This is a genomic window from Pseudomonas paracarnis (assembly GCF_904063055.1).
GTDB classification, from domain to species: Bacteria; Pseudomonadota; Gammaproteobacteria; order Pseudomonadales; family Pseudomonadaceae; genus Aquipseudomonas; species Aquipseudomonas paracarnis.
In genome coordinates this window covers 77,926-97,487 of record NZ_CAJFCN010000015.1, presented here as the reverse complement: position 1 = coordinate 97,487, position 19,562 = coordinate 77,926, and the positions used below count along the sequence as shown (strand labels likewise).

The following is a 19,562-nucleotide window of genomic DNA, read 5'->3' as shown; positions in this document are numbered from 1 at the left end:
GCGCTCTAGGTCACCGATATCGCTGCCGAATACAGCCCGCTGACACTTCGAGGATCCCCTATCTTGTTGATCAGGTATAACTCGTTGAATTCAGACACTGTGTACCCATCGGCCTTTTTGAGCGGCTGGAACAAATGGCTGGTCTGGCCACTATTGAGTGCACGCTCCATACCGCTGCGCATGTCCGCCTCCTTGGAGAATTTGACGAGCCCAAAGTTGGGGTCATAGTAAAACCAGATCTTTTGGTCCTTCGTGATTTTGACGCCAGCGGTAACACCGTGCTTTGAATTGCTGATAAGAAAGGCTTTGGAGGTGGTGGCCGTTGCCAAATCCGAGATGATCCTGTCGCAGGTCGCACTGCGGGTGAGCTGCCCAGAGTGAAAATCATCTCTAAGGGTGTTTTGAAATCTCTCCAGGCTGTCGCGGAACCTTTCAGTATTAGGGTGTTTGGGGTGCGCCAGACTGAGGAAGAAGTTGCTGATCAAGGTGTTTTCCGAGCCATCGAGCATGGCCATAGCCATGGTATTCGCCAACGCGGCGCAGCCGCCCTCGGATGCAACGTTGACCTGGCTCAGGTAATACCCTTGCGGCATGGCGATCAAAGTGCCATGGGCGGCGGTCATGTCATCAGCGAATTTTCTGCTTAGCTCTAAGCTGGTTTCCATTGCTCGTTTTTGCAAATGCTTGAACAGAGCCCCGACTTCGGCAGACGTCAGCTTCGGGTCCAGTATCAGTTCGCGCAATTGATGCATTTTCATTGTCGGTGAGAAGCCGTTGATCCCGTCCGGAGCCCCCCTTGCGAGCGCCTCTTCGAACTGCAATTGTTCTGGCGTCGCGGGCTTGCCGGGCAATGGCTTTGTGGGCGGAATGAGCTTTTCGTAGAGTGTTTTGACTTTGCCTGGCAGCGCCTCCAGCTCGTCGATACGCCTGGACAGGCTACCCAGTACCTCGGGTGACGCGGTGGCGTCCGTGGCCAGTTTTTTCAACTGAGTGATGCCCAGCTCTGCTGAATAGCCAGAAACGCTGGCCGGGGCGAGCGTGTTGTACCCCTGATTGAATGCCGCGTGGCCTGTGGTGGTTGCTTTTGCTGCGTCAACTGCGTCGTTGAAGGCCTCCGGTATGGGTATGCCGGGTTTTGCCGGGTTGAACCAGTTGGCGACCCACTCGCTGAGGGTGCCGTTGATTTCACCCTGGGTTGCCAGGACTTTGGGCGTGAAGCCATTCACCGGCGTGCCGTAGGGTTGACGGGTGATGGGGTCGTAGTGGTGCCACTGATCGTTTTTGAATACCACAACACTATCAACCGAGCGCCCGCCGGAGGTGATCGAACCGAGCAATGCATTGCCATGCTCCTGGCTGATAGCCTTCAACCAATCATGGGCTTTATCCGTGTTTCGTATGTTGGCCAGCCACGCGGTGCTTTTGGTCAACCCTTTGCTCAGCAGGTTTGCGCCGCCAATGGCCAGGTCAGCCAGCCCGTCCAGAGGGTTGAAGTTGCTCAAGGTGACCATGCCGATGACTTTGCCCGTTCGCGCGACCTTGGTGGCAAGGGATGCGGCACTGCCGGCGACCTTGGTGAGTTTGCCGATATTGGCCGCGCCCGCTGTGAGAAAGCCAAACACATCCAGGGCCAAGTCAAACCCGCCCTCGACGTTGTTGCCTTTTTTAAAGTTTTCAATTGCCGAGCGGAAAGGAATCAAGTTCATGAAGAAATCGTTTACCTGATTGATTTTCTCGTTCGCCAGGTCCTGGGTCGTCTGCCCTCTGGCGTATTTCTTGATATCCGGGTCATCGAGATTGAAATGCTCAACGAAGGCATCAGCAATGTCTTGCGTGCGGTCGGTAGCAAAACTATCAATAGCTGCGTCCGTTGCGCCGGCGCGTTCGTTTGCGTGGTCGGCACTGACGCTTTTGGGGACGAACACGCTGGTGTTGAACGCTACATTCGCCTCCCTGGATTCACGTTCTTTCAGCGCCCACATTTCAATGGGCACGATTTCGCCTTTGGTCGGGTCGATACGGTAGCCGCTGGATTGCCCGTCGCGTTCAATTTTCACCAGCAGGTTTTTTTCATACACCGGGTCGGACTTGCTCCAGAAACCCAACTCAGTGGATGAGTTTCGATAATACGTAACTTTGCCGTACTCAAAGTTTCTACGGTCTTCCAGGGGGAGCTGCGCGATAAGGTGTTTGACCGTCGTGGCGAGGGCGATCTTTTTCTTCTTGATTGTTTCCTCAAAGCGCTTTTCGAAGTTATCGCTCACACCAAATCGGTAGCGGGCGTTCAAGTCGTTGATCGGTACACGTTTGTTCGCGGCTTCAAAGAGATAGGGCAATCTCAGATCCATCATTGCGATGTCGAGCATCGAATGCAGGCCGGGTAGCCATGTGTGTGCCTTGTTCTGCCCTCTGCGCGGAATGTTGCTGGTCTTGATCAGTTTTTGTTTGAACAGATCACCCAGGTCGCCATACCGTTCCACCAGTACGGCCATGGCCATCTTTTCTCGGGTGGGCAGTTCCAGATCCAAGGCGGCAGAGGCGCCTAGCATGTCCTGCTGTCGGGCTGTGAAGGTGGTTTTCAGGGTTTCCAGCTCTTGCACGGTGTATTGCGTGTCGTCCTTGCGGGCAATTACGTTATGGCAAACCCCCCAATCTACCAGCGCTGCTGTACGAGCTTGCGCAGCCGCCTCGGGTTGCGCCACCCTTGCATGTTCGCCTTCCTGCATCACTTGGGCAAACGTCATGTTCGGGACTTTCCCCGGCGTACTCGCTTCAATGCTCGCCACGGTAATGACCAGGTTCAGCCAGGCTGGGCTGCCGTGCCTCACGGAGGGCGGTATGTCTTTGATCAGGTAAACAGGGGCCTTCTTGGCCAGCAACACATACGCAGCCACTTTGGACAGCACAGGGCTGATCCTGCCACTGTCGACCAAATGCTTGCTCAACGTATCCAGCACTGTAGACGCGGGTTTGCCCCAGTGGCGCGCGTGCGCCAGGTCAAACCCCGCCACGTTATTACGTTGAGGGGCGGTAATGGATTCGGGGTCCAGTTGCAACTGAATGGCAGCCATCAGGTAGTCGGTGGCGCTGTTGGCAGTGGCGATACCGCCGGATTGCTCCTGCAGGTGTTTACCCAGCGTTTGGCCTGCGGAGGAACTGAGCAGGGCCTCCAGTGCTTGCGCGGGGTCACTTTGTACCTCGGGGGTTAGCGGGTGCTGGGCCAGCAAGGCATCCAGGGCGTTCAGGTAGTCAGACCTCATGGAGATAATGCGTAGTCGGCTCTGCTCAGCCTGGCTCAGGGGTATTGACCACGACAACGCGCCACCAAAATTACCCATCGGCTGCGTCAGGGCTTCCTGTTTCACCGTCTTTATCAGCTCGGTCAGCGAAAGTTGGGTGGTAGGTATCGGCCAGCCCTTGGCCCTGATAAAGCTCTCCAGTGTCGCGCCTTCACTGGGGCGCACAGGGAACGATGAGTCAGGATGAATATCCAGGGGGGCTCTCAAGGCAGCCAGTATCGCTTGAGGCGTGGTGTTCACATCCAATTGCTTCGCGATGTCTCCGAGTTTCGTGGTCAGCGTTTGCAGGTCGTGTCTGTCGCCGAACCCTTCCTTGTAGGTTTTCGGTGCAGGCGCGTGCGTCGCGCCAGCCAAGGCAGGGGGAGTGGTTAGCGGCTCGATCAGCGGTGGCTGGCGAGGTGGCCCATCGGGCTTGGTAGAGTGGAAAGGGACGTCATACCAGTGGGGGTTGGCTTGCTTGGTCGTACTGAGCATGGGCGGGGACCTGTAAGGCGAATATCCAATAGGCAAGTTTCCTGAGGAGTGCGTCTGAATTTCAGACGCATTGTTGGGTGAAGGAAAAAGCTGCGAGAGTTCCGCTCGGGCAAAGGATGGAGTGTGACCAATAGCGACATGCGGTTAGTCGCGTTTCGGTGGTCTGGACACCCTTCAGGCTCGCTCTTGTTCCCGTAATTGCGCACTCATCTCATCGCAACTGCATGACCAGTCGCTGAGCCATTGCGGCATCGGCGGCGAGGTGTCGTCCAACCCCAGCTCGCGGACGAACTCGGAAGGGGGCAGGGTGCCCTTGGCGGAGCGAAACAACCCACGTATCACCACCACGCCGACCACTCGCCCATTGCTGACGAAACGGTGCTCCATCAGGTTCCACTTGTGGTCCCAGCCGAGAATGCGAGTGTGCACTTCGAATGCTTCGAACAGCTTCAATTCCCGGCGAAACTTGCCCCAGGTATCGCCGACTATCGGCATGGCCTTGTGGCGCAGGGCCACGCGAAAGGCGCCGGTGCGCAGCACAAAATCCATGCGCGCCACGTCGGCCAGGGTGAAATATCGGCCATTGGTGACATGCCGGTTCAGGTCCAGATCCAGGGGCCAGACCCGCATGCGCACCACTGTGGTGGCCAGGCCATGGACCGGTTTGCGCCAGGGGCGGCGCAACAGCATATGCAGTAATCGAAACCAGAGATTCATAAAGACGCCAGACAGTTGATCAATGGCTGCACTGTACGGAGCCGGAATCGGCTAAGGTAGATGCGTAAATGACTTATTACATGCGAAAAGTGCAAGCTGGAGTTTTTACATGCACGTCACCTTGCTCCTGGCGGACCAATGCTCCGCTGCCAGTGCCACCCTGGCCATGGAAATGCTCAGCGCGGCCAATCTCTTCGCCGACAGCCCGCCCTTCGAGGTGACGCTGGCGTCCCTGGACGGCCTGCCGGTGACGGCGTGGGGCGGGCAATGCCTGCAAGTGCAGGGTTCACTGGCGCAGATCGCGCATACCGACCTGGTGCTGATTCCCGGTTTTCTCTTTACCCTCAAAGAAGCCATGCCGACGTTCGCCACCTACGGCCCCTGGTTGCGTGAGCAGCATGGGCAAGGCGCTGTGTTGGCTTCGATGTGCACGGCGGCGTTCATGCTGGCCGAGACGGGGTTATTACACGGCTTGCGTGCGACGACCCACTGGGCATTTGCCGGGTTCTTCCGGCGTCGATATGCCCAGGTCAGCCTGGATGAGCGGCAGATCCTCTGCGAAGAGAATCGGCTGGTCACGTGCGGTGGCGCCACGGCGGCGATGGATTTGATGCTGCACCTGATCCGCCGTTTCGGCTCGCCGGAGCTGGCTCATACCTGCGGCAAGTACTTGCTGATCGATGCCGGGCGCACCGAACAGTCGGCCTATGCGATGTGGTCGTTGCCCAAGAGCCACGGTGATGCGCAGATCCTGCGTGTGCAACATTGGTTGGAGCAGCACTTTGCGCAGTCGTTGGTGATCGACGAGGTTGCCCAGCGCTTTGGCTTTGGCGTGCGTAATTTCAAGCGACGCTTCAAGGACGCCACGGGCTCTACACCGATTGGTTATCTGCAGAGCCTGCGTCTGGAGCGAGCCAAGCAGATGCTTGAGTCGACACGTATGACGCTCGATAGCATCACGTATGCGGTGGGTTATGAAGACAGTAATTCGTTTAGGCGGTTGTTTCAGCAGCGGGTGGGGATGCTGCCGGCGGCGTATCGCAAGAAGTTCCTGATCGCCCAGGGTGTGAAGACGACCTGATACACCCACGATCCCAATGTGGGCGTTGGCTTGCCTGCGATGGCGGCCTGACAGCGTGTGATGTAGAGACTTTGCAAATCGAAGACGAAAAAAAACCGGCTGATCAGGCCGGTTTGGGGTGTCCCGCCAACAGTGCGGGGTTATACGTGGGTGCTCAGCAGACGCTCGGCACCCCCTTCAACGAGACCACGTTCCTGCAAGCGATCAGCACCGCCTTCAGCCAGACCACGTTCCTGCAAGCGATCCGCACCGCCTTCAGCCAGACCACGTTCTTGCAAGCGATCAGCACCGCCTTCAGCCAGGCCACGTTCCTGCAAGCGATCAGCACCGCCTTCAGCCAGGCCACGTTCCTGCAAGCGATCAGCGCCGCCTTCAGCCAGACCACGTTCTTGCAGGCGATCCGCGCCACCTTCGGCAACACGGGTTTCTATCAGGCGATCCGCGCCGCCTTCAGCGACAACCGGGTGGGCAAAAGCGTTTGCAGCGAGTACCGAGAAAGCGAGGCTAAGCAGGATTTGGCGTTTCATGATGGTGTGCTCCGAGTATTTAAGTTGGGTGCCGTTTGGCATGGGTTTGATGTTACGCGTTGCATTTTTTAAGAGAACTTCATTGCGCTGATGGTGACTATCGATGCCAACGATGGTCCCGCTGGCGGGACCATCACTGCGACCGTCATGGCATTTGCGGCAGTTCGTTGGGGCGCAGGTCAAACACCAGCACTTCGGCGTCTTCGCCATGGCTCAAGCGGATCTGGCGTTCGTCCCGTACGCGTACACCGTCGCCTTCCTGCAAGCGCTGGCCGTTAAGCTCAATGCTGCCGCGCGCCACATGGATGTAGGCGTAGCGATCCGGTGCCAGTTCCAGGCGGGCACTTTCGTCAGCGTCGAACAGGCCGGCATACACCCGTGCGTCCTGGCGCACTTTCAGCGAACCGTTGGCACCCTCTGGCGAGATGATCAACTGCAAGCGCCCACGTTTTTGCGCTTCAGTGAAATGCTCTTGCTGATAGCGCGGTTTGGCGCCGGCTTCGTTGGGCACGATCCAGATTTGCAGGAAGTGCACGCCGTGACGCTGGCTGTGGTTGAACTCGCTGTGGGCCACGCCGCTGCCCGCGCTCATCAGTTGCACATCGCCGGGGCGGATCACCGAGCCGGTGCCCAGGGTGTCTTTGTGCTCCAGCGCACCTTCGAGCACGTAGGAGAAGATCTCCATGTCGCGGTGCGGGTGCTGGCCGAAGCCTTTGCCTGCGGCGACGCGGTCATCATTGATCACCAGCAGGTCGGAAAAACCCTGTTCCTTGGGGTTCCAGTAGTTGGCGAATGAGAAGGTATGAAACGACTTCAACCAACCGTGATTGGCGGCGCCGCGTTCGGAAGCTTTGCGAAGGGTCAGCATGGTCCAGTCCTCAAGTGAGCGCGGGCTGCGAGATGCAGGGCGCTTGCGTTGAGAAGAAGGTTAATGGTTAACGAATGATTGATTAAGAAGATGAAAATAGAATAACTGTCGCTTTCAGGTTGACAGTTAAAGTCGTGCCATAATGCTCGCCGCACTCCTTCTCGATGGACATTTCCCGCTTATGAAAACCGTGGCCATGGCGCTGTTCCCGGACTTCCTGCTGCTCGACATGGCCGGGCCGCTGGAAGTGTTTTCGATTGCCAACCGCTACCTGCCAGCGGCCGATCACTACCAGATCCTGACCATCGGCACTGAGCCCGGCCCGTTGCAGGCCTCCAATGGCGTGAGCGTGCAGACCGACCTGCTGTTGGAACAGGCCCAGGCGGCTTATGACTTGCTGTTGGTGCCGGGCGGCCCCGGCGCCTATAACGAATGCCACCCCGCGCTGTTGCCGTGGCTCAAAGCTGCGGCGCCACGGGCTCGGCGTTTTGGCTCGATCTGCACCGGCGCTTTTGTGCTTGGCCACGCAGGCTTGCTCGACGGGCACCGCGTGACCACCCATTGGCACTACACCGAGCGGTTGATCAAGGCGTTTCCCAACGCCATCGTCGAAACCGACCGCATCTATTTGCAGGACGGGCGCCTGATCACCTCTGGGGGCGTCACTGCGGGTATCGACCTGGCCCTGTCGGTCGTTGCCCAGGACCATGGCAAGCAAGTGGCGGTGGACGTAGCCAAGGTGCTGCTGGTGGTGATGAAACGCCAGGGCGGCCAGGCCCAGTTCAGCCCGATGACTGCCGCCGTGGCGCCCCAGGAAACCCCGATCACCCGTGTGCAGAACCACGTCCTGGCGCATCTGGATCAACCCTTTACCATCGAGTCCATGGCTGAGTTGGCCGGGATGAGCGCGCGCCACTTTGCGCGGCTGTTCGCCAAGGACGTGCAGATGACGCCCATGGCGTTCCTGCAGGGCGCGCGTATCGACCGGGCCCGGCACCTGCTGGAAACCACCGACCTGCCGCTCAAGACCGTGGCCTTCCACGCCGGCTTTGGCAGCGTGCGGCATATGCGCTTTCTGTTCAGCGAAAAGCTCGGGCTGAACCCTACCCAATACCGACAACAGTTCAGTTAACGACACCCTGTCCGTCTCAGGCACCCGATTGTCCGTATTGCTCCCCGTGCCAGCATTGTCCTGTCATCGCCAACTGGCAAGATAGCGTCGAGCCCATGGAAAAGGATGCGCAGGCACTCAAGCACGGGTGTTTCAGCGCTGTGACGGACATGCAAAATGGTACGGCGGTGAGCTTTGGCCCCTACACCTTTCATCGGCAGCAGCGCCTGGTCAGCAAGGCGGGTTGGCCGGTGCCGCTGGGCGGGCGAGCCTTGGATATTCTCGCGGTACTGCTTGAAGCGCCCGGGCACTTCATCAGCAAGGCGACCTTGATCGAACGGGTGTGGCCCAACAGCGTCGTCGAGGACAGCAACCTGCGCGTGCACATCGCCGCGCTGCGTCGTGCGCTGGACGGCCAACGCTGGATCCTCAATCACCCCCAGCGCGGTTACTGCTTCGCTGCGCCTGCGCAGGACGCGCTGCCGACGCTGCTGCCTCAGCACAACCTGGCTGCACGGCTCAGCCCGGTGTGGGGGCGTGATGAACTGGTGGGCGTGCTGGCGCGACGGTTGGCCGCGCAGCGGTTGCTGACCCTCACCGGTGTGGCCGGCATTGGCAAGAGCACGCTGGCCCTGGCCCTGGCCGAGCGGGTATTGCCGCGTTATCGCGACGGCGTATGGTGGGTCGATATGGCCGCTGTGCAAGCGCCAAGCGAGCTGCTCGATAACCTGGCCAGGGTCTTGCTGTTGCATTCGGCGCCCGCCAGCCTCAACGAACTGGGCCGGCGTCTGGCATCGCGTCAGTTACTGCTGATACTCGATGGCGCCGACCTGCTGCTGGGCGCGTGTCGACAGCTACTGCGTGCGCTGCGTGAGATGGCGCCTGGCATCAGCGTGCTGATCACCAGTCGTGAAGCCTTGTTGGCCCCTGGCGAGTGGGTGGTGCGCGTGCCTCGGCTGGCGATGCCGGCGCCGTCGGCCAATGTCGAACAGGCGATGGCCTGTCCTGCGGTGCAACTGTTCGTGGCGCGCGCGCGTGCCAATCAGCAGGGGTTTGATTTGCGGCCTCAGGATGTGGCGCCGCTGCGCGACCTGTGTCGGCGCCTGGATGGCCTGCCGTTGGCCCTGGAATTGGCGGCGGCCCAGGTGGATGCGTTGGGCATCGGCGGTGTGCAGATGCAAGTACGCACGGGCTTGCAAGTGCTGGCCCGTGGGCGCCGCACGGCGGTGGCGCGCCATCGATCACTGACCGCGGCCCTGGATTGGAGCTACGAGCGCTTGAGCCTGCCGCAGTGCTGGCTGTTTCTGCAATTGAGTCTGTTCAAGATGGCAGTCACCTTACCCACCCTGAGTGACCTGGTGGCCGGTACCGAGCTCGAACATGCCGACCTGTCTTACCTGCTGGCGCGCCTGGTCAACGTCTCGCTGCTGAATGTCGAGCCCGGCCTGGGCCCGCCGCGCTATCGCCTGCTCAACTGCGTGCGCAGCTACGCCTTGGGGCAACTGCGGGACCCGCGCCAGGTCGAGCGTTTGCAACAAGGCTATGCGCCTTGCCTGGGCGCGTTCTCAGGCCGGCCGCTTGTCCTGCAACTCGTCGAGCAGGCAGCGCACGCGCAGTAGATCCCGGGTGGCGAAGCCTTCGCTGAAGCGTGCATGGATTGAACTGAGCAAGTCCCTGGCGAGCTGAATGCGCCCTTGCTGTTGCCACAGTAGCGCCAGGGATGCGCCGCAGCGTAGCTCCCAGGCCAGGGCGCCTTGCTGGTGCGCCAGGCCCAGCGCCTCCAGCAGCAGGGTTTGCGCGGCGTGCTCATCCTCTAGCTGCAAGGCGTACACCCGCAGAATCTCCGGGGCGCACCAGCCCGCAGCGCCACTGCGCGCGCGTTCCAGGGTTGGCACATCCACAGCATGGGTGCCGAAGGTGATCAAGGTGTCTTGGATCAGGCCCAGGCCCTGCCAATCCGGTTGGCCAAGAATACCGGCGTAATGCCCGGCCCAGGTCTGGAACAACTGCACAGAATGCTTGTGCGACTGCTCCAGCAGCAGCCTTTGCAGGGCTTGGGCGTCGTCTTCGGCGCCGTTGTAGCGGGCGATCACCACTCCAGCCAGGGCCAGGGTGTAGCAGATCGAGGTGCCGTGGTTGATCTGTAGCGCAAGCTCCAGCGCCTGGCTGGCGGTGCGCCAGGCGCGCTCGGGAAAACCCTGTAACCACAGGATTCGCGCCAGCACGGTCAAGGAGGCGACGCTCTGGTCGTATTGCACGCCAACCCCGAGGGCAAAGCGGTTCACGTGACCACTTTGGGACATACGCTGCAGCACCTGCTCGGCGTGGTGCCTGGCAAGAGCCTGGTTCCCGGTGTAATGCTGGCCCAGCGCACGCAGCCGCTGGGCGCTCAGGTCCAGCAACGGCTCGGTGCGTGGGTCCAGGCGATCGAACTGCTGGCTCAGCTCCTGCGCAGGGCCATAGCGCCCGGCGCACAGGTTCACCGCCATCAGCCCGGAGACCGCGCGCAACTGGCCTGCACGGTCCTGGCGCATCTCGGCCAGGCGCGCAGCCCCCTCAAACGCCGCGATGGTCCGAGGCGCAGCGCCCATGGCGTGATAGGACAGGCTGCCCAGCGCCAATTGCAGTTGCAGGGTCAATTGCGTGCAGGGCGCGCTGACCTGGCCGATCAGCGCCAGCGCCTGGTCCACATAGCCGCCGTGCTCACGCAGCAACGACAACTCTTGCCACAGCGGCATCGCGCTGACCGTCAGGCGGATAGCCAGCAACTGCGCACCGCCCTCGGCAAAGCCCCAGTCGAGGGCGGCACGCACGTCTTCGCGCAGCGGTGCGTAACGGTCGATCCACGGCTGTGTGGCGATCAAATCCCAATCGCCCTGGGCCTGTTCCATCAGTGCCAGGCAGCGGGCGGCGTGGCGCTCTCGCGTGGCATGCAGCTCGCAGGCCTGGCTGAGCTTTTCCAGGGCATAGGTGCGGGTGATGTCCAGCAGGCGATAGACCATCTCGTCATCGCTGGCCTCCACATTCAACAACGACTTGGCCACCAGTTGCGTAATCGAGCCCAGCACTTCGGCGGGGGCCACCTGCTCTCCGGCGATTACCGCCGCTGCGCTGGCCAGGCTGAAGCCGCCACGAAAGACCGCCAGGCGGCGCAGGCAGATTTGTTCGCACGCGGTGAGCAGGTCAAAGCTCCAATCGAGCGTGGCGCGCAGGGTCTGCTGGCGAGGCAGGGCACTGCGTCGCCCACGGGTCAGCAGGCGAAAGTTGTCTTCCATCTGCACCAGCAGGCCCGGCAAGCCAAACCGTTCGATTTGCGCGGCCACCAGTTCTATCGCCAGGGGAATGCCGTCCAGGCGCTGGCAGATATCAATCGCCAGGGGCAGTTCAGCGTCGCTGAGGGCAAAGCTTTCCTGGTGGGACATGGCGCGCTCGATCAGCAATTGCATGGCCGGGTAACCCAGGGCCTGGGCGCGGTTGCCGGTGGCGGGCGGGCAGGCCAGCGGTTCAAGGCGCTGCACATGCTCACCTTCGGCGCGCAGGGCTTCGCGGCTGGTGGTGAGGATGTGCAGGTGCGGTGCATGGCGCAACAGGGTTTCACTGATGAGGGCAATGTCGTCGAGCAGGTGCTCGCAGTTGTCGATCACCAGCAGCATCTGGCGTGCCTGCAGGTTGCGGGCGAGGCTGGCCAGGGACGCATTCTCGCCCGGCGTCAGGCCGAGCAGGGCGGCCAGGTTGGGCAGGATCATGGACGCTGCACTGAGCGGCGCCAGGTCCAGCAGGTGAATACCGTCGCGGTAATGCCCAATCAGCAATTCCGCGACGCGCAGGGCGACGGTGGTCTTGCCGATGCCACCGGCGCCGGTCAGCGTGATGAAGCGTTGCTGCGGCAGTTGTTGTACCAGGGCGTCGATCAGCGCTTGGCGGCCGATCATGCGTGTGCGGCGCAAGGGCAGGTTATGGCTGGGGCGTTGGGGCGCGCCGTCGGTGGGCAGCGTCATGGGTTCGATGCTCAGTGGCGCAACAAAACTGTAGCCGCGCTGGGCGACCGTGACGATATAACGCTGCCCGGCCTGGCCGTCCCCCAGTGCCTTGCGCAACGCCGCCATGTGCACCCGCAGGTTGCCGTCTTCCACCACGCTTTTGGGCCAGACCCGCGCGATCAACTCCTGTTTGCTCACCACATTGCCGGCGTGTTCCAGCAGGATCAGCAGAATGTCCACCGCCCGCCGCCCCAGGCGCAGCGGCCGGCCGGCCTCAAGCACCAGGCGCTGGCGCGGGTGGATGCGGTAGGGGCCGAAATGCACGGCCTGGTCGCTCAAGTCATTCATGGCTGCCCAGGTTCTGGAGGAAGGAAGCGGCCAGCATATTCCAGGTACGTGCAGACCACTAGGCAGCGATCACATCAGGTTTGCTACGCGAGTGGTGGTTTCGCCAGGTCATGGGGTTGACGCCTTCGCTGCGGGTGAACATATGGCAAAAGTGCGCCTGGTCGCAAAAGCCACATTCCAGGCTGATCTGCGTGAGGCTCAGGGACGAGCCGGTAATCAATTCCTTGGCGCGCTGGATGCGTTGCTGGCGAATCCATTCCTGGGGCGACAGCCCGGTGGTGCACTTGAAGGCGCGGGAAAAATGGCTGCGCGACAAGGCGCAGGCCTGGGCCAGGTCGGCAATCGCCAGGCTTTCGCCGAGGTTGGCGAGGATCAGTTGCTTGGCGATACGCTCACGCCGGGGGCACAGGCCGCCGGTGGGAGATAACCGGGGGGCATATTGCTCGAGTCGGGCCATGACAAATATCCGCAGTCGATGGGAACGTTCCCGGTGGATGGGTGCAGTGTAGACGCGCTTTATCTTGTTGCCCGAGTGCCTGGCTGACGAGTTAATCGTTGTTAATTTCGCCAGGTGCGGTGCTGGAAAAGACAGCACAGCTATGCAATCCCAGGCGTGCAGTGCATGCTTCCCTGGCCCCCTGGAAAACGTTTGGATAGCGCCCATGAACCGCAACGATCTGCGCCGCGTCGATATGAACCTGCTGGTGATTTTCGAAGCCTTGATGTTCGAGAAAAACCTGACCCGGGTCGCCGAAAAACTGTTTATCGGCCAACCGGCAGTGAGCGCTGCATTGGGCCGCTTGCGCGATTTGTTCGATGACCCGTTGCTGCTGCGCAACGGCCGTGCCATGGAACCCACGGCGCGTGCACTGGCGATACTCAAGGAGCTGCAACCGGCCATGGACACCATCTCGGGCGCCGTCAGCCGTGCCAAGGATTTCGACCCCTCCACCAGCTGCGCGGTGTTTCGCATCGGTTTGTCCGATGATGCGGAGTTCGGGCTGTTTCCGTCGTTACTCAGCCGCCTGCGCGAAGAAGCGCCAGGTATCATTGTGGTGGTGCGCCGGGCCAATTATCTGTTGATGCCTTCGCTGCTGGCCAGCGGAGAAATTTCCGTGGGGGTCAGCTACACCACCGACCTGCCGGCCAATGCCAAGCGCAAGAAGCTGCGCGATATCCCCTGCAAGGTCCTGCGCGGGGATGACGGCGAGGCGCCGCTGACCCTGGATGATTACTGCGCAAGGCCCCATGCGATGGTGTCGTTCTCTGGCGACCTGAGCGGCAATATCGACCTGGACCTGGCCCGCATCGGCCGCTCGCGTCGGGTGGTGCTGGCGGTGCCGCAGTTCAGTGGGTTGCGGGCGTTGCTGGCGGGGACGCAGATTATCGCGACCGTGCCCGATTACGCCGCGTGCGCATTGACCGAAGGCACACGCCTGCGCGCCGAGGACCCGCCGTTTGCGATTGATGCGGCGGAGCTGTCGATGGTGTGGAGCGGGGTGCATGACAACGACCCGGCGGAGCGTTGGTTGAGGGGCAGGATTGCGGAGCATATGGCGCGGGACGTGTGATGGAGCTGACTCCTCTCCACCTGACACCTCACAGGGCTATGTACTGCCCGCAGAATCAGCGCCAGACGAAGTCCTTGTGGGAGCGGGCTTGCCCGCGAAGGCGGCCTGATGGTCGACACAGTTATACCGAGTACATGCCCCCACCACTCGGCACCCCGCCTGCGTTCGGCCAGCGTGGTTTAACGGGGCGCCTGAGATCAAGCTCAAAAGCAGCTCGCTTACGCGGGAGAAAAGGCCGTAGGTTTAATCGCCTACTCAATGCATCTTGCTATGGTCCATTTTGCTATGGTCCATGCCATCCAACCCACGGGCTGTCGCTTTCACTTCGACAGCCTGCTTTTCCCCCTTGGCATCTTGCACCGTCAGGGTCAGCGGTACCTGGTCGCCTTCCTTGATCTGGCCGGTCAGGCCCATCAGCATCACGTGGTAGCCGTTCGGGTCGAGCTTGACGGTTTTGCCGGCAGGCAGGGCCACCGAGTCCACTGGGCCCATGCGCATCACGTCGTCCTTCATGCTCATCTCATGAATCTGTACGTCTTTGGCGACCGGCGAGGCGACGCTCAGCAGTTTGCTGTCGCTGTCGGCGGTGAGGGTCATGAAGGCGCCGCTGGAAGGCTGGCCGGGTACGGAAGCGCGTACCCAGGCGTCGGTTACTTGTACTTGGGCGCTGGCGTGGGCGGCGAGGCCCAGCAGGGTGAGGCCGAGGGTGAGACGCTTGAGGTGTTGAACGGCAGTCATTAGCAGACCTCCATGACGGTGAGCAGATCTTCTGCGCACTCTTGAGCGGTAAGGGATGCCTGCAAGCCAAGGCGCAGGTTGCCACGGGTGTCGAACACGAAACTGGTGGCGGTGTGGGAGAGGGTATAGGTGTCGCCGGCGGGGATCTTTTCATAAAAGATCCCGAACTCCTTGGCGGCCACGGCGATTTCTTCCGGGGTGCCGTAGAGCGCTTCGAAGCTGGGGTCGAAGGCCTTGACGTAATTGTTGAGAATCTCGGGGGTGTCGCGCTCGGGGTCAAGGGTGATAAACACCACCTGCATGATCTTGCCATCGCGGCCCATCAGTTTCTTGGCTTGGGCGGCGCGGGCCAGGGCGGTCGGACAGACGGCCGGGCACTGGGTGAAGCCGAAGAACACCACCGGCATGAGGCCGCGGTACGAGCTCAGGGTGACGGTTTCGCCGTCGGTGTTCTTGAGCTTGAAGGTACGGCCCATGATCTTGTCACTGAGGTCCTTGCCGTACTTGAAGTTCAGCTTGGGGCTGTAGTCACAGCCGCCCAGCAGGCTGCCCAGGCCCAATAGGCCCATGCCGGTCAGCACTTTGCGGCGGGTGAATAACGTACTCATCAACTGTGCATCCTGTGAAACGCCTGTAGGGCCGTGGAGCTGCTCCGCCAGGCTTTGAAAAGGAGTAACGAGAAGGGTGCAGAGTCTAGCAACCCTGGCCGGTGCGCGTAATCTGCGACGTTCTGCCACAGGGGCGCGGCGCATTTCGTCCTTTTATGGCTTCGGTGGTAGAGTCGCCGCCATGAAATTGCGCCACTCTGACCGCTCACTGATCGCCTGGGCCCTGTACTTCTGTGTGCTGATGAACCTGTTCGCCTGCGGTTTGGGGCATGGCCAGATGATGGGGCAGCAGCTCAACGGCATCGGCGGGCTGTTCTGTTCTGTGGACGGCGGGCAGTCGCCCATTTCCGACAAAGGGTTGGCAAACCCGTCTTCCAGCAACATCTCGAACTACTTTGCCTGCCCGGTGTGCAACGCGGTTACCGTCGCCCTGGTGTTCCTGATCGGCCTGGCCTGGCTGCTCGGTCTTACGCAAACCCCACGTGTCGCCCATGAGCGGCGCAACAAGGCGCCGCCGCGCTATTCCTGGCCCTCGGCCAACCCCCGCGCTTCTCCCGCATCCTGACGTGTGCCTTGGGCTTCCTGTGACCAGGAGGCATTCTCTCGTCACGATTGTGAGAACACTCTATGAACCCTCAATTGCCTGCCGGCGCCAGCCGCCTGGTCAGTAAGGCGTCGCGGCGCCTGCGTGCGCAACCGGCGCTGCCTGATTACCCGAGTAATTCGCGCTGCTTCGTGCACCTGGATGCACGCCTGCTGCCTCACTGGCATACCTTGTTCGACATCTGTCCGGCGTTGCTCAAGCTCGACCCACCGGAGGGCTTGAACCTGTTTCGCGCCTTCATGACCTGGGCCTATCGCAACCAGCCGCCGCTGGACTGGACCTACCATCTGAACGTATGCCGCTGGTTGCTGAGTTCGGCGTACCGCACACAGATTGATGAGGAACCGATCGAAGCCTTCATGGCCGCCGCTGCTGCGCGCTGGGTGCTGACGGACGACAGCCCGTCGGCAGGCATTGTCCTGAGCTGGCGCGATTGCACGCTGTTCGACTGGAAGCATCACCCTTCGATAGCCGCGCCGCGACCGGCATTGCCGCCGCCCGCCTGGGATTTTGCCTGGTGCCCGTTGGATGCCCAAGGCGCTTTCAGCGGTTGGCTGCCGGTGCCATGAAGCGCCGCGTCCGGTAAGCCTCACGACACCCTCGGAAGCGCCGCACACGGCGCAGCGTGCGGGGCCCGCAGGCTGGCACCGACTTGATGACTAGGCTCTAGGCTTCTTTGGTTTTCAGGTCATCAGGTTATGTCTTCTTTGCATCACAACACGCCCACGCTGACGGTGGTCGACCCGCGAGGGTTGGCCGTGCGCAGCGTGGCGTACCCTCGCAATACCGCGCAGCAATCACCCAGCGCGCAGGTCACGCGGCAGGTGTTCGACGCTCGCGGCCTGTTGCAGCAACAGTGGAACCCCAGGTTGTTTGAGTTGCACGCTGCCGACCCCGACGTGCCGCCCAATCTGTCTCATCGTTATAGTTTGGGCGGGCAAGTGCTGAGCACCGACAGCGTGGATGCGGGCCGTCAGACGCGCTTGCTCGGCAGTGGCGGCCAGGTCGTGCAACAGTGGGACAGTCGAGGCACGCGCCAGCGGTTCGAATACGACCCGTTGCTGCGCCCCGTGGCGGTATTCGAGCGCACGGAGGAGGTGGCGGTTGAACGCTGTGTCGAGCGCATGACCTACGCGGGCATGACGTCTACGGAGGCGGCGCGCAATCGTTGTGGGCGCATGATTCGTCACGATGACCCGGCAGGCACTTTGCTCGTTGAGCGCTACGACGTGCAAGGCAACATCACCGAGCAAACCCGGCGCCTTTGCACGTCGCACACCGCGCCCGACTGGCCGCTGCCCATGAGTGAGCGGGATGCACAGTTGCAAGCCCAGACCTTCACCACCACTTGGCAGCACGATGCGCTGGGGCAACGTCTGGAGCAGGTCGACGCGCGCGGCAATCGCCAGCAATCTCAATACGGTGTCGACGGCCAATTGACGAAAAGCGAGATTCTGTTCAAAAGCGGAGCGCGCAAGACCCTGGTGGATCAACGCAGCGTCAACGCCTCGGGCCAGGTGTTGAGCGAACGCCTGGGTAATGGCGTGGTCAGCGTTGCCGAGTATTCGGACACCGATGGACGTTTGACACGCTTGAGCGCCCACCTCAAGGATTCGGCAGGCAAGCGCCTGCAAGACCTCTTCTATAGCTACGACCGGGTCGGCAATGTGTTGCGCATCCGCGATGCGGCGCAGCCGACCCGCTGGGCCAGCAACGTGCAGGTGGAGGCAGTAAGCACATTCGAATACGACAGCCTGTCGCGATTGATCAAGGCCACTGGCCGTGAAAACGCGCGCAATACTGGCGCATCCGCACTGCCGGGCCGAATCACGTTCGGCGCCACAGACGACAGTCTCTGGGGCAGCTACACCCGCCACTATGCCTACGACTCGGCCGGTAATCTGACGCAGATGCGCCATGTGCCCAGCACCGGCAGCGGTTATACCCAACGGATGCAGGTGGGCGAACACAGTAATCACAGCGTGATTGCCCGCGAGGGCGCAAAGGCGCCGGGCCTGGGTAACGGCTTCGACCAACGTGGCAATCTCCAGGCTCTGGCGCCTGGGCAGGCATTGACCTGGAATGGGCGCAACCAGTTGGTTCGCGTCGCGCAGGTGCTGCGTGACAATGGCGAACATGACGATGAGGTGTATCTGTACGACGGCGCCGGCCAGCGAGTCATCAAGCGTCGCGTGGCACATGGCAAGACGCAGATTCACACCCATGAAGTGCTTTATCTGCCAGGGCTGGAGCTGCATCGCCACGGGCCGGATGGCGAGTGGTTGAACGTGATGCTCGCGCCGGGCGGGCGCCATTCGGTCAGAGCGCTGCAGTGGGAGCAGCAGCGCCCCGAGGAGATGCAGGACGAGCAACTGCGCTTCAGTCTCGACGACCATTTGGGCAGCAGTACCCTGGAGCTGGACGAGGCAGCCGGCCTGTTGAGCCAGGAAAGTTATTACCCTTTCGGCGCAACCGCCTGGTGGGCGGCAAAAAGCGCCTTGGAGGCGAACTATAAAACCCGACGTTATTCGGGCAAGGAGCGCGACGCCAGCGGGTTGTATTACTACGGCTTCAGGTACTACGCGCCGTGGTTGTTGCGGTGGATCAGCGCTGACCCAGCGGGGGATGTGGATGGGTTGAACCTGTATGCGATGGTGGGGAACAACCCCATGGGTTATGTAGACGAAGACGGTTTACAGCGCCGCTCGATGCTTGAGGTGGTGACGGTTCTGCTCCTGGTGTTGTTGATCGGGCATGGGATTGGTATAGAGGTTGGATACAGGGTTGAGCTGGCTTACTTTGGGCTGATTTCAGGAGTGGTGGGTGTCGCCTTTTACGCGCATCAACGGCTCAGCACTACTGAAGTTCGGCGCAGAGCGTTCTATGCGCAGTCCGCATTGGCCGGTGCGCAAGAGCTGGGCCATCGGCATGGCGCTACCGAACATGAAGTCAGCGAGTTGGCGGACTTTTTCCTGGAACACCGACTGGCCACCGCAGACACTAAGCGCCTGTCCTACGGACTGACGCCGGCAGCGCGGGGCGGGCTCTATGGGTACATTGGGCCCACCGAGCACCGGGAGCAGGCTGAAATAGCCTCACAAACGGAGCGTAACCCTAGTTTTACGCTTGCGAGGTTGGGGTTTGTCGGGATAGAACTTCGTGCCCCGGCACGCAAGGTGGGCGCCGGCCCGCTTCCTGCGGCTGGGCTGACCCACACCGAAGTACAACCGCAAACCAGGGTCACGAGCGTGGGTCGCCGAGGCTCCGCTTCTGAAGAGCCCGCCGCGCCACCGGTAAGCTCAGGACCTTCCTCCGGGCTGGAACCTGAGCGACTCGTGATTGACGTTGAGCCTGTTCTCAATGAGCTGCGTGGCGTAGGGGGAGGGATTATCAGGAATGTGATCAACCGCCTGGAAGCCCGCACCCTGGACTTTCATACCGGGCATGCCATGGCGGGCGGGCAGAATGTCCGTAGTTTTGACTTGCCGGGCTATCGCGGGCAGCGCGGTCGTGGCGCCTATCGAGTGATGATTCAGCACATCAGCGGGCTCAATTATCGGGCGGTCAGGGTGATGAACCCTCACCGCCGTTAATACGCTTAACGTCAGGCCAAAGAGCACGGGCCGTGTAACGGCC

The 19,562-nt window shown here is 61.4% G+C and carries 15 protein-coding genes; 7 read left to right on the top strand and 8 right to left on the bottom strand.

Annotated features, from left to right (window positions below; all coding sequences use genetic code 11):
- Positions 1-5: 5 nt before the first annotated feature.
- Positions 6-3,773, bottom strand: a complete 3,768-nt coding sequence (locus tag JMV15_RS24465) for a hypothetical protein (protein ID WP_038450444.1) — start codon at positions 3,771-3,773, stop codon at positions 6-8.
- A 174-nt stretch (positions 3,774-3,947) separates the two neighbouring features.
- On the bottom strand, positions 3,948-4,490 hold the full coding sequence (locus JMV15_RS24460; RefSeq protein WP_038450442.1) for a thioesterase family protein: 543 nt from the start codon (positions 4,488-4,490) through the stop codon (positions 3,948-3,950).
- A 109-nt stretch (positions 4,491-4,599) separates the two neighbouring features.
- Between JMV15_RS24460 and JMV15_RS24455 the strand changes: the two genes are divergently transcribed.
- Positions 4,600-5,571, top strand: coding sequence for a GlxA family transcriptional regulator (locus JMV15_RS24455; RefSeq protein WP_014718811.1), 972 nt, complete (start codon positions 4,600-4,602; stop codon positions 5,569-5,571).
- A gap of 140 nt (positions 5,572-5,711) precedes the next feature.
- Here JMV15_RS24455 and JMV15_RS28650 read toward each other — a convergent pair whose 3' ends face one another.
- Together JMV15_RS28650 and JMV15_RS24445 are read right to left on the bottom strand one after the other, a co-directional pair.
- Positions 5,712-6,098, bottom strand: coding sequence for a hypothetical protein (locus JMV15_RS28650; RefSeq protein ID WP_081339072.1), 387 nt, complete (start codon positions 6,096-6,098; stop codon positions 5,712-5,714).
- A gap of 145 nt (positions 6,099-6,243) precedes the next feature.
- A complete protein-coding gene (locus JMV15_RS24445) occupies positions 6,244-6,966 on the bottom strand; it encodes a pirin family protein (protein ID WP_014718809.1) in 723 nt (240 codons plus the stop codon).
- 181 nt (positions 6,967-7,147) lie between these two features.
- On the opposite strand from JMV15_RS24445, the gene JMV15_RS24440 reads away from it, so the two are divergent.
- Together JMV15_RS24440 and JMV15_RS24435 are read left to right on the top strand one after the other, a co-directional pair.
- Positions 7,148-8,098, top strand: a complete 951-nt coding sequence (locus JMV15_RS24440; protein WP_038450439.1) for a GlxA family transcriptional regulator — start codon at positions 7,148-7,150, stop codon at positions 8,096-8,098.
- Between the two features lie 95 nt (positions 8,099-8,193).
- Positions 8,194-9,696, top strand: coding sequence for a winged helix-turn-helix domain-containing protein (locus JMV15_RS24435; protein WP_014718807.1), 1,503 nt, complete (start codon positions 8,194-8,196; stop codon positions 9,694-9,696).
- Here JMV15_RS24435 and JMV15_RS24430 read toward each other — a convergent pair.
- Together JMV15_RS24430 and JMV15_RS24425 are read right to left on the bottom strand one after the other, a co-directional pair.
- Positions 9,643-12,405, bottom strand: coding sequence for an ATP-binding protein (locus tag JMV15_RS24430; RefSeq protein WP_038450437.1), 2,763 nt, complete (start codon positions 12,403-12,405; stop codon positions 9,643-9,645). The two genes, JMV15_RS24435 and JMV15_RS24430, sit on opposite strands and share 54 nt — an antisense overlap.
- 58 nt (positions 12,406-12,463) lie before the next feature.
- The gene (locus tag JMV15_RS24425) at positions 12,464-12,862 is read right to left on the bottom strand and encodes a helix-turn-helix domain-containing protein (protein WP_014718805.1); all 399 of its coding nucleotides are present in this window, start codon (positions 12,860-12,862) and stop codon (positions 12,464-12,466) included.
- Positions 12,863-13,067: 205 nt separating this feature from the next.
- Between JMV15_RS24425 and JMV15_RS24420 the strand changes: the two genes are divergently transcribed.
- Entirely contained in the window at positions 13,068-13,976 is a 909-nt protein-coding gene (locus JMV15_RS24420; protein WP_014718804.1) for a LysR family transcriptional regulator, read from the top strand.
- 255 nt (positions 13,977-14,231) lie between these two features.
- Here JMV15_RS24420 and JMV15_RS24415 read toward each other — a convergent pair whose 3' ends face one another.
- Both JMV15_RS24415 and JMV15_RS24410 read right to left on the bottom strand, forming a co-directional pair.
- Positions 14,232-14,714, bottom strand: coding sequence for a copper chaperone PCu(A)C (locus JMV15_RS24415; RefSeq protein ID WP_014718803.1), 483 nt, complete (start codon positions 14,712-14,714; stop codon positions 14,232-14,234).
- Positions 14,714-15,322 carry an SCO family protein gene (locus JMV15_RS24410; RefSeq protein ID WP_003191741.1) on the bottom strand — a complete coding sequence of 203 codons (609 nt, stop codon included), beginning with the start codon at positions 15,320-15,322 and terminating at the stop codon, positions 14,714-14,716. Before JMV15_RS24410 ends, JMV15_RS24415 begins: the two co-directional genes overlap by 1 nt.
- Positions 15,323-15,503: 181 nt before the next feature.
- On the opposite strand from JMV15_RS24410, the gene JMV15_RS24405 reads away from it, so the two are divergent.
- The 3 genes from JMV15_RS24405 to JMV15_RS24395 all read left to right on the top strand — a co-directional run bounded on the left by JMV15_RS24405 (position 15,504) and on the right by JMV15_RS24395 (position 19,519).
- Positions 15,504-15,887, top strand: coding sequence for a DUF2946 domain-containing protein (locus tag JMV15_RS24405; protein WP_003191740.1), 384 nt, complete (start codon positions 15,504-15,506; stop codon positions 15,885-15,887).
- Positions 15,888-15,949: 62 nt separating this feature from the next.
- Positions 15,950-16,495 (top strand): putative natural product biosynthesis protein, encoded by a 546-nt coding sequence (locus tag JMV15_RS24400; protein WP_014718802.1) that lies wholly within the window; start codon positions 15,950-15,952, stop codon positions 16,493-16,495.
- A 129-nt stretch (positions 16,496-16,624) separates the two neighbouring features.
- Positions 16,625-19,519 carry an RHS repeat-associated core domain-containing protein gene (locus JMV15_RS24395; RefSeq protein ID WP_038450435.1) on the top strand — a complete coding sequence of 965 codons (2,895 nt, stop codon included), beginning with the start codon at positions 16,625-16,627 and terminating at the stop codon, positions 19,517-19,519.
- Positions 19,520-19,562 lie beyond the last annotated feature (43 nt).

Excerpts from the sequence above, each read along its gene's own strand:
- JMV15_RS24465 (WP_038450444.1), bottom strand. The coding sequence starts at position 3,773 with ATGCTCAGTACGACCAAGCAAGCCAACCCCCACTGGTATGACGTCCCT.
- JMV15_RS24460 (WP_038450442.1), bottom strand. The coding sequence starts at position 4,490 with ATGAATCTCTGGTTTCGATTACTGCATATGCTGTTGCGCCGCCCCTGG.
- JMV15_RS24455 (WP_014718811.1), top strand. The coding sequence starts at position 4,600 with ATGCACGTCACCTTGCTCCTGGCGGACCAATGCTCCGCTGCCAGTGCC.
- JMV15_RS28650 (WP_081339072.1), bottom strand. The coding sequence starts at position 6,098 with ATGAAACGCCAAATCCTGCTTAGCCTCGCTTTCTCGGTACTCGCTGCA.
- JMV15_RS24445 (WP_014718809.1), bottom strand. The coding sequence starts at position 6,966 with ATGCTGACCCTTCGCAAAGCTTCCGAACGCGGCGCCGCCAATCACGGT.
- JMV15_RS24440 (WP_038450439.1), top strand. The coding sequence starts at position 7,148 with ATGAAAACCGTGGCCATGGCGCTGTTCCCGGACTTCCTGCTGCTCGAC.
- JMV15_RS24435 (WP_014718807.1), top strand. The coding sequence starts at position 8,194 with ATGGAAAAGGATGCGCAGGCACTCAAGCACGGGTGTTTCAGCGCTGTG.
- JMV15_RS24430 (WP_038450437.1), bottom strand. The coding sequence starts at position 12,405 with ATGAATGACTTGAGCGACCAGGCCGTGCATTTCGGCCCCTACCGCATC.
- JMV15_RS24425 (WP_014718805.1), bottom strand. The coding sequence starts at position 12,862 with ATGGCCCGACTCGAGCAATATGCCCCCCGGTTATCTCCCACCGGCGGC.
- JMV15_RS24420 (WP_014718804.1), top strand. The coding sequence starts at position 13,068 with ATGAACCGCAACGATCTGCGCCGCGTCGATATGAACCTGCTGGTGATT.
- JMV15_RS24415 (WP_014718803.1), bottom strand. The coding sequence starts at position 14,714 with ATGACTGCCGTTCAACACCTCAAGCGTCTCACCCTCGGCCTCACCCTG.
- JMV15_RS24410 (WP_003191741.1), bottom strand. The coding sequence starts at position 15,322 with ATGAGTACGTTATTCACCCGCCGCAAAGTGCTGACCGGCATGGGCCTA.
- JMV15_RS24405 (WP_003191740.1), top strand. The coding sequence starts at position 15,504 with ATGAAATTGCGCCACTCTGACCGCTCACTGATCGCCTGGGCCCTGTAC.
- JMV15_RS24400 (WP_014718802.1), top strand. The coding sequence starts at position 15,950 with ATGAACCCTCAATTGCCTGCCGGCGCCAGCCGCCTGGTCAGTAAGGCG.
- JMV15_RS24395 (WP_038450435.1), top strand. The coding sequence starts at position 16,625 with ATGTCTTCTTTGCATCACAACACGCCCACGCTGACGGTGGTCGACCCG.